Genomic DNA, 5,996 nt, shown 5'->3' with positions numbered 1-5,996 from the left:
CGGGCTCCCGTCTGCCGAGACGTGGACGCCTTTCGTGCCCCGCGCGGGCGAGGCGTACGCGCGCCTGCGGGAGATGAAGGAGCAGGCGGCGCATGCCCGCAAGGCGGGAGATGCGGAAGGGGCGCGGTCGGTGGATGAGGCGGCGGCGCTGCTGGCCGCTGGCGCGGTGGCGGGCGATCCCGGCGCGGAGCCGGTGCTGCGCGCGGACGCCGCGCTGGAGCGCTGGGAGGCGAACGCCGCCGCGCGCCTCGCCTCCGGCAGCTACCCCGGCCTGGACAGCGCCGTCGTCGACGTCCACCGCTTCCGCGCGGAGGCGGCCGTCGCGCTCGCCCGGCGCGACACGGCGTCGGGCGCGGTGTCGCTCACCCGCGCCGCGGCCCGTGCGCGCGACTGGGCCCCGCAGGCGGTCGCGCTCCGCGTCCTCGCCGCCGCCGAGGCGCGGGCGGACGCGCGCGGGACCGCGTCGCCCGAGGTCGTGCGCGCCCGCAGGCTCCTGCGCACGTCGCGCGAGGCGGTGGCGACGGGAGATTACGTCCGGGCCTTCCGCCGCGCCGTCTACGCCCTGCAGATGCTGGACGCGGATTCGGCCGCCCGGCCTCGGTCGCGCCGCGGCGGGGTGGAGTGAGACGGGTGTAACGCCGGGTGCGCCGCGGTTGAATTGCGGCGCCGGGCCGGTTAGGTTGTACGCCGCACGCCCGGATGGCGAAATCGGTATACGCAGCAGACTCAAAATCTGCCGCCTGCAAAGGCTTGTCGGTTCGAGTCCGACTCCGGGCATCGCACGCGCCCTGCTTCCTCCCGGGAAGCAGGGCGCGCCGCATTCCGGCCATCTGCACGTCACTCCCTCTCCTTCCTCGATCACCCCTGCCGCATCGCCGGGCCCCGATCCAACGCGCACCCTCGGCAGACATCCTTCCCGTCGATCCGCTGCCCCGGTCGCTCGGATGGCATCTCCGCAACGCCTCGACTCTTCGATCGACCGGCCTGCCTGCGACGTTCGGGCGCACTCCACTTCGCAAAGACGCCAACGGTTTGCTTGACGCGGGCGGGTGCGCGGATGGAACTTGTTCTGCTGCTTCCGGCCGCTCTCCGGCCAGCGCCCGGCTCCCGCCGTGCGATCCCCCCGCGGGCAGATCTATGCGAAACTCCATCTTCCCCATCCGTGCCGGGCGTGTGTCCGTCCTGGCGCTGGCCGTGGCCCTCGGCGCCTGCGCGGACCGCGGCGACCCGGTGTCCGCGCCTCCCGTGGCGCCCCACGACCCCGCGCTCCTGGCCGTGGTGACCTGCACCGCGGACGTGCGCGCCGGCAAGGTGGCGTGCGGGCAGGCGTCGATGCCGCAGGGGGTGCGCGGCTTCATCATCGTGGGGAACCAGGGCTCGTACGTCCAGCTCACGTCGACGAATACGGCCTACAACGCGGTGTCGCACGCCTTCACCACCGACGTGACGGTGCAGAACCTGATCCCCCAGCCAATGGGCACGGCTAACGGGACCACGCCGGACGCCCAGGGCGTGCGCGTGATCTTCCACAGTGGGCCCAGCGTGACCAGCGGCACCGGGAGCGCCGCGGTGGGCAACGCGGACGGTACGGGGGCGTTCACCGGCGCCAACCAGCCCTTCTTCACCTACTCGGGCGCGCTCCTGGGCGGCGACGGCGTCCTCTCCAGCAACGAGACGAGCGGGGCGAAGACGTGGAGCCTGACGGTGGACCCCACGGTCCTCACCTTCACCTTCCAGGTCTATGTGGTGGCCGAGGTGCCTTTCCCCAACGGGTTCGTGGACGTCACCCCGCCGGCCGACACGGTGCTGGCGGGCGGCAGCCTTTCGCTGGCGGCCACGGTGCGCACCGCCACGGGCAACACGCTGAGCGGGCAGACGGTCACCTGGAGCACGCCGGACTCCTCCATCGCCACGGTTGACGCCGCCGGGCACCTGACCGCGCTCTCCCCCGGCACGGCTACGATCACGGCCACGGCGGGCGCTCGCTCGGGCACCGCCGCGGTGGCCGTGTGCCCCAACCTGGCGGTGGGCGGGGTGTACGTGGCGGCTTCGGCGACCACATGCATCGGCACGGGCGCGGCGGCGGCGGAGTACACCGTGGTGCCGGTGAACCTCACGGCGGCGAACTCGGCCTTCTCGGTCACGGGTGCGGGGATCGTCCCCGTCTCCGGCCCCCCGTCCCCGAACCGGCTGCCGGGCGGCCAGCTCGGCGGCCTGCGCGTGCCCGACGGGCCGGTGCCGGACGAGGCGTTCCATGCGGAGATGCTGGGCCGGCGGCTGGCGGTGACCGGCTCGCTGCGCGACGCGCTGGTCCGCACCGGCGGCGCGCGGCGCAACATCGTGCCCGGCGTCCCGTCCGTCGGCACGGTCATGAACCTGAACGTGGGCCAGGGCTTCTGCACGCCGACCGACATCCGGGCGTCAACGGTGAAGGCGGTGGGCACGCACGTCATCGTGATGGAGGACAACTCCAACCCGGCCGGCGGCTTCACCACCGCGCAGTACGACAGCATCGCATCGGCCTTCGACTCGCTGGCGTACCCGGCGGTGGCGGGCAACTTCGGCACGCCGTTCGACATCGACGCCAACGGCCGCATGATCGCGCTGTACACGGCGTCGGTGAACGACCTCACGCCCGCGGGCTCCGGCTCGTACGTGGGCGGCTTCTTCTACTCGCGCGACCTGTTCGGCACCGCGTCGTGCGCGGGGAGCAACCAGGGCGAGATGTTCTACATGCTGGCGCCGGACCCCGCGGGCTCGCACGGCAACGTCCGCTCGGCGGCGTTCGTGAGGTCGGTGACCATCGGCACGCTGGGGCACGAGTTCCAGCACCTGATCAACGCCTCGCGCCGCCTGTACGGCGCGGGCGGGCCGTTCCCGCTGGAGCAGGTGTGGCTGAACGAGGGGATGAGCCACGTCGCCGAGGAGGAGGTCTACTACGCGGCGACGGGCCACACCCCTGGCGAGAACATCGACCTGGCGAAGGTCACGGCCAGCCAGGCGCAGATCGACCGCTTCTTCGAGTTCGAGGAGGCCAACTTCGGCCGGCTGCGGCAGTGGCTGCTGCGGCCGGACACGGCGGGCCCGTTCCGGAACGCCGACAACCTGGCCATCCGCGGCGCCTCGTGGAGCTTCCTGCGCTACGCGGTGGACCGGAAGGGCACGCCGGAGAGCGCCTTCTGGTCGTCGCTGGCGTTCTCGCCCGACACGGGCTTCACCAACCTGGCGAACCGCCTGGGCACCGACCCGCGCCCCTGGTTCCGCGACTGGGCCGTGGCGATGTACGCCGACGACGCGGTGCCCGGCGTGGCGGCGCAGCACCGGCAGCCGAGCTGGAACTTCCGCTCCATCTACGGCCCCGGCGGGCTCAGCTACGGCGGCGGCGCGGCCGTGTATCCGCTGGGCAAGCGCGACGCGGCCAACGGCGTGGCGCAGGCGTTCACGGTCGCGGGCGGGGGCGGCGCGGGCTACGTGCGGATGGGCGTCGCCGCGTCCGCGTTCGCAGGGCTCAGCAACACCGTGCCGGGCCCGGGCCTCGCCGTCGTCGTGATCCGCACGAAGTGAGACGGCGCGCTCGGCCGCGGTGCTGGAGCTCTCCGGCATTCGGTAGCTCCGCCGGGTGAACGCCGGCCGATCAGGAAGATCCGCCCGGCCGGCTGTCGGAGGATGAGCGCGCGGAGGATGAGCACGGCAGGGGGCCTTCCAGACCTGGAGGGCCCCTACTCGACGTACGGCGCGGAAGACGGGGAGATGGCCGACCGCCGCTTCGGGCTCATCCCGTGCCGCATTCGCGACACCAGGACGCCAAAGACTCGGTGGATGGGCACCCATGCAATGTCGCACGGAGGCCGCAGTGTACGCATCGGTTTGCGGAGAAAGGCTTTAGCTGCACCGCTCCCGTTGCGCGTCACGGCGGCAAAGGCGGACGCCGGTGACCCTCCGCATCGGTAAACGCCCGTTGACATTAGCGGACAGCTGCTACAGATTGCACCATCATCGCCCGTCCTCTGCTGTACCGGCAGCCGCTCGGCAGCCGTCTCCACCTCTTCTCACGGATGCTCCCATGGAACTCATGCGTTCCCGCGCCGCCCGCGCGGGCACCCTGCTGTGCGCCTTGGCCCTCGCGGCCTGCGGCGACCGCGGCGATCCGGTGTCGGTCACGCAGCCGCCCGCATCCGGCGGCGGCGGCGCGGTGCTCGCGAGCATGGAGTGCCGCGTCAGCGTGGCGGCCCACACGGTCGCCTGCGGCGAGGCGGCTCTGCCGGCGGCGGTGCGCGGCTACGTGGTCGTTGGCGGGCAGAACCAGCTGGTGAAGCTGACCTCGTCCAACATCGCCTACGACACGGCGGGCAACCACGCATTCGAGTTCGACGTCACGGTCCAGAACCTGATCCCGCAGGCGCTGGCCACCACCGACGGCACCACGGCCGACCCCAACGGCGTGCGCGTCTTCTTCGCGCAGGAGCCCACGGTAGCCACCGGCAGCGGCTCGGCCTCGGTGTCCAACGCCGACGGGGTGGGCACGTTCACAGCGGCGGCGCAGTCGTTCTACCAGTACGTGGGCACCCAGCTGGGCGCCGACGGCATCCTGTCGAACACCGAGACGTCTTCGGCCAAGCACTGGATCTTCAACGTCGACCCGACGGTGACCACGTTCACCTTCAAGGTCTACGTGGCCGCCGAGGTGCGCTTCCCCAACGGCTACGTCGACGTGTCGACGGCGCCGTTCGTGCTGGCGGGCGGATCGCAGACCATCACCGGCATCACGCGCTCGTTCGCGGGCACGCCCACGAACCAGCCGATCACGTGGGGCACGTCGAACCCCGCGGTGGCCACGGTGGACGCCTCGGGCAACATCACCGCGGTGGCTCCGGGAACGGCGCAGATCACCGCCACGGCGGGCTCGGTATCGGGCACCGCCACCATCGGGGTCTGCCCCAACCTGTCGGTGGGCGGCGTGTACACGGCGACCATGCCGGGCGCGGCCAACGTCTGCCTGGGCGGCGGCGCCGGCGGCGCGGCCGAGTACACCTACATGCCCATCAACCTTTCGACCAGCGGCGCGCTGTCGCTCACGCTGACGGCGAGCGGCATCCAGGCGGTGACCGGTCCCCCCTCGCCGAACCTCCTGCCGGGCACGAGCGCGCGGCTGGGCCTCTCCGGCGCCATGTCCACCTCGTTCGACCAGGTGGTCGACGGCGGCGACGTGGCGATCCTGGAGAAGGACGCGGGCAAGATCGGGGCGCTGATGGGCAGCCGCTCGTCGCGCATCGCGGCCGGGCAGACGGGGAACGCGGCCCGCTACTACCGCACGGGCTCGGGCTCGCGGCGCGTGCTGACCGCCGGCACGCCCGCGGTGGGCACGCTGATGGACCTGAACACGAACAGCTCGTGCAGCGGCACTGCCAGCGTCCGCACCGGCATGGTGCGCTCGGTCAGCCCGCACATGATCATCGTGGCGGACACGATGAACCCCGCGGGCGGCTTCACCACCGCGCAGTACGACAGCATCGCGCTGGAGTTCGACAGCATCGCGTGGCCGGTGGATACCGCCAACTTCGGCGCGATCACCGACGAGGACGGGAACGGCCACGTGGTCGCGTTCTTCACCCGTGCCGTCAACGAGCTCTCGCCGCCGGCCTCGTCGCAGGTCACGCTGGGCTTCTTCGCCTCGAAGGACCTGTTCAGCAACGATCCCAGCACGGGCTGCACGAACAGCAACATGGGCGAGATGTTCTACATGCTGGTGCCCGACCCGAGCGGCGCGGTGAACAGCAACGTGCGCACGGTGTCGAGCTTCCGCACGGGCAGCTTCAACAGCGTCGGGACGATGGGGCACGAGTTCCAGCACATGATCAATGCCTTCCGTCGCGCCTACGTGACCAACGCGTCCGCGCTCGAGGTGGGCTGGCTCAACGAGGGCCTAAGCCACATCGCCGAAGAGCTGATGTTCTACCGCATGAGCAAGGGCCTGGCGCCCAAGCAGAACCTGCCGC

General features: G+C 71.8%; 3 protein-coding genes and 1 tRNA gene. All 4 read left to right on the top strand.

What is annotated here, in order from left to right:
• A partial coding sequence (locus tag VFE05_21080) for a hypothetical protein (GenBank protein HET6232582.1) occupies positions 1 to 625 on the top strand: 625 nt, incomplete at its 5' end.
• A gap of 68 nt (positions 626 to 693) precedes the next feature.
• Positions 694 to 777: transfer RNA gene (locus VFE05_21075), tRNA-Leu, on the top strand.
• Between the two features lie 360 nt (positions 778 to 1,137).
• Positions 1,138 to 3,564 (top strand): Ig-like domain-containing protein, encoded by a 2,427-nt coding sequence (locus tag VFE05_21070; protein HET6232581.1) that lies wholly within the window; start codon positions 1,138 to 1,140, stop codon positions 3,562 to 3,564.
• Positions 3,565 to 4,063: 499 nt separating this feature from the next.
• A partial coding sequence (locus VFE05_21065) for an Ig-like domain-containing protein (protein HET6232580.1) occupies positions 4,064 to 5,996 on the top strand: 1,933 nt, incomplete at its 3' end.

This window comes from Longimicrobiaceae bacterium, assembly GCA_035696245.1.
In the GTDB taxonomy this organism is placed as follows: Bacteria; Gemmatimonadota; Gemmatimonadetes; order Longimicrobiales; family Longimicrobiaceae; genus DASRQW01.
Note: the sequence above shows the minus strand (reverse complement) of the source record. Positions and strands in the feature narration are given on the sequence as shown.